2 protein-coding genes are annotated in these 3,823 nt (G+C 63.0%); both read right to left on the reverse strand.

Annotated elements, in window-relative coordinates:
* Positions 1-29: 29 nt before the first annotated feature.
* Entirely contained in the window at positions 30-1,433 is a 1,404-nt protein-coding gene (locus ACS92L_RS09110; RefSeq protein ID WP_438764353.1) for an HlyD family type I secretion periplasmic adaptor subunit, read from the reverse strand.
* Positions 1,417-3,636 (reverse strand): type I secretion system permease/ATPase, encoded by a 2,220-nt coding sequence (locus tag ACS92L_RS09115; RefSeq protein WP_438764354.1) that lies wholly within the window; start codon positions 3,634-3,636, stop codon positions 1,417-1,419. Before ACS92L_RS09115 ends, ACS92L_RS09110 begins: the two co-directional genes overlap by 17 nt.
* Positions 3,637-3,823: the final 187 nt, after the last annotated feature.

Here is a 3,823-nt window from a genome sequence, read left to right on the forward strand (position 1 = left end):
CGCTTTTTTCATTGTTTGCGCAAGCGCCATCACCGCTCACGCAGGGCACCCTGCTGTGCTCTCAATATCGGCTTGAGCAGATACTGCAAAATGGTCTGATCGCCCGTGATGACATCGACGCTGGCCTGCATGCCGGGGATGATGGTCATCGGATTATGCTCGCCGCCCAGATGGTTCTGATCGGTCACCACGGTGACCTCGTAGAAGCTGTTGCCCTTCTCGTCCTGCACCGTGTCAGGGCTGATACGCTGCACCACCCCCCTGAGCCCGCCGTAGATGGTGAAGTCATAGGCCGAGAGCTTGACCGTGGCCGGCTGGCCCGGATGAATGAAGCCGATATCGCGCGGTGGAATGCGCACATCGATCTGTAGCTGATCCTCGATGGGCACGATCTCCATCAAGCTCGCACCCGGCTCGATGACGCCACCGATGGTGTTGACGTTGATGGTGCGTATGCTGCCCTGAACCGGCGAGGTCACCAGCGTTCTGTCCAGCCGGTCCTGCAGGCTGGCCCGCCCCTGCTGCTGGCTTTCCAGGCGACCGCGGGCCTCGCTCAGGGCATCGGCGCTGCGCACCCGAAACTGGGCGGCCACGTCACGGCGCCGGCTGATGGCTTCCTGCAGCTCGGACTGTTTGGACGGAATGGACAGCCGCGCGGATTCAAGCTCCCCGCGCAGGTCGTTGACCTGACGCTGCTGCTCCAGCAGATCCACCCGCGAGACCACCCCTTCCTGGACCAGCGGCGTGGTAATCGCCAGCTGCTGACTGGCCAGTTGATGGCTGCGCGACAGGCTGGCCACCCGGGCGCGAATCTCGCTGAGTTCCTGGCTGCGCTGGGCAATCTGATCCCGCGACTGATCCAGCTGCGAGTGCAGGCCATTGATGCGATCGCGATAGCTTTCGGTCGCCGTGGCGGCCAGGTCCGGATTGGCTGATCGAAACGCCTCGTTAAACTCGGGCGGCTGCAGAGTGATCACGACCTGATCCTGCCAGCCGTCGGCCTCGGTATTGATGACCACCGAGGCAAGCTCGGCCTGGTACTGGGCAATGATCGATTGCAGTCCGGCAAGCGTCGACTCCCGCTCGGCCAGATCGGAGCTTGCCCGGGTCGGATCGATTCGGGCAAGCCTTTGACCGGGCTCGACAATATCGCCCTGACGCACGTAGAGCTCGCGCACGATGCCGCCTTCCAGATTCTGAATGGTCTGCAGCCGGGTCGAGGGCACGACCTGACCGGTGCCCCGGGTGACGATCTCGACGTGCGCCGTCGCCGCCCAGGCGACAAAGGCAGCCAGCACCGCCAGCAGCACCCACAAAAGGATGCGCGAGCGCCAGGGTGTGGCCAGCAGCATGGCGGCACTGGCATCGTCGGCCAGCTCGAGTTCATGACTGCCCGGGCGCGGCCAGCGCCCTTTTCTAGCCCGTTGTGCCATGACGCACCTCCGCATCCGCGCCGGCGGCACCCGGCCCCGGTCCGGCGCCCGGGGCATGGACCCTGCCTTCATTGAGTGCCTTGAGCACGCTTGCCTTGGGCCCATCGGCAATAATGCGGCCCTTGTCGAGCACGATCAGACGATCAACGACTTCCAGCATCGAACTCTTGTGGGTGACCAGCACCACGCTCTGATTGCGTGGCATCTCCATCAGCACGCGCCGCAGCCGGGCCTCGGCGCGGTTGTCCAGGTGCGCGCCGGGCTCGTCGAGCAGCAACAGCGGGGCATGGGTCAAAAGTGCCCGGGCCATCAACACCGACTGGCGCTGACCGCTGGACAGCAGCCGGCCGCCCTCGCCGACCTGACGGTCCAGCCCGTCAGGGTCGTGGCGGGTAAATTCGGCGACGCCTGCCACATCAGCGGCGCGCTGGATGGCCTCGTCACTGGCGTGAGGCTGACCCAGGGTGATGTTGTCGCGAATGGTGCCGAAAAAGAGTGCGCTGTCCTGACCGGCGTGACCGATATGACGCCGGACATCAGCGGGATGGAGCTGATTGATATCCAGCCCGTCGATGCGCAGGCTGCCGCTGGTGGCGCGGTAGAGCCCGGTCATCATGCGCTGGAGTGTGCTTTTACCGGCGCCCATGCGCCCGATAATGCCGACCCGCTCGCCGGGCTCGATGATCAGGGAGATGTCATGCAGGATTTCGGGGGACTCGGGTGAGTATTGAAAGCCGACGTGATCGAACTCGATGCGCATGTTGAGCCGGTCACGGTGGACATAGTTTTTGCCCTCTTCCACTTCCTCGGGCATCTTCATGATCTGATCGATGGCCGCCATGGCACTGCGGGTCTGGCTAAAGCGCGTGATCAAAAGCGCCATCTGCGCCAGCGGTTGCAGTGCCCGCCCGGTCAGCATGACAGCGGCGATCAGCGCCCCCATGGAGAGCTGCGCATCGCCGATCAAATAGACGCCGTAAATGACCAGCGCCACGGTGGCCAGCTGGTTGACGCTCATGGTGAGCGAGGAGACCGAGGTAGAAAGGTTGCGGCTTTTAACGCCCCATTTGGAGATTTCGCCGACGGCGCGCTCGTAGCGACGCTGGGTTTCGCCCTGGGCATTGGCCAGCTTGAGGCTTTCAAGCCCCGCCACGCTTTCGACCAGTCGCGCATGCTTTTCGGTGGCCAGCCGCGAGCCCAGCTCGATCGAGCGCTTCATCGGCCACTGAATCAGGATGCTGTAGCCGATCAGAATCACCAGCGCGATGATGGGCACCCACACCAGCGGGCCGCCGACAATCCAGACCACCAGCAAAAAGAAGATGGCAAAGGGCATGTCGACCACAGTGGTCATGGTCATGGAGGTGAAAAAATCGCGAACCGAGTCGAACTCCTGCAGATTCTTGACGAAAGCGCCGACCGAGACGGGCCGCGCCTCCATGCGCAGGTTCATGACCTTGGCAAAAATCTTTGAGGAGAGCAGTACCTCCGATTTGCGCCCGGCCGTATCCAGAAAAAAGGCGCGCACCTGACGCACCAGAAGATCAAAGGCCACGATGATGCCCATGCCGCTGGCCAGCACCCAGAGGGTACTGAACGCCATATTGGGCACCACCTTGTCATAGACATTCATGGTGAAAAGGGGCGCGGCCAGCGCAAACAGATTGATCAGAAGCGAGGCAATCAGGACATCGCGATAGATCGGTGTAGAAAGCTTCAGCGTCGACCAGAACCAGTGCCCTTCGGCCAGTTTCATGGTTTCCGGCGCGCGTTCGTCAAAGCGGTGTTCGCGGCGGATATAGACAATCTGGCCGGTGGCCTCTTCACACAGGCTATCCATGAGGATCTCCTGGGTGCCATCGGCTTCGGGCAGATAGATGGTGGCATGCTGTCGGTCGCTGTCACGCGAGAGCATGATCGCGGCCCGACGGCCCTTCAGGATCACGATACACGGCAGCAGAATATCGGCGACGCGGTCGGGGCGCTGGCTGACCAGTTTGGCAGAAAGCCCCGCACGACCGGCCGCGCGCGGCAGAAGCGACAGCGTCAGCCGCCCGTCATCGAGTGGCAGACCGGCGCTGATGACCTCGCCCGACCGCGGCGCGCCGTGGTAGCGGGAGAGAAAGACCAGCGACTGCAAAAGCGGGTCGCTCTCCTTCCCGGCAATGGGTTCCGGACGAAGTGGTGTGGGTTCCTCTGCCAAGCTACTGCCCCTTTTCTGATTCATCCTGATGTACAGGGCTGCCCGTCTGGATGGCGCGACAGGGGCATTTCCCGATCCATGCCCGGCCCTATTGTGCGGCGCTTGTCCGTCGCCCCCTGCCGGGAACAACGATGGTTTATGGGCCTATTTCGGACGTCACAGCGCAGGGCACCGCAACGCCTGCACC

This window comes from Kushneria halocnemicola, from assembly GCF_965650455.1.
Lineage (GTDB): Bacteria > Pseudomonadota > Gammaproteobacteria > Pseudomonadales > Halomonadaceae > Kushneria.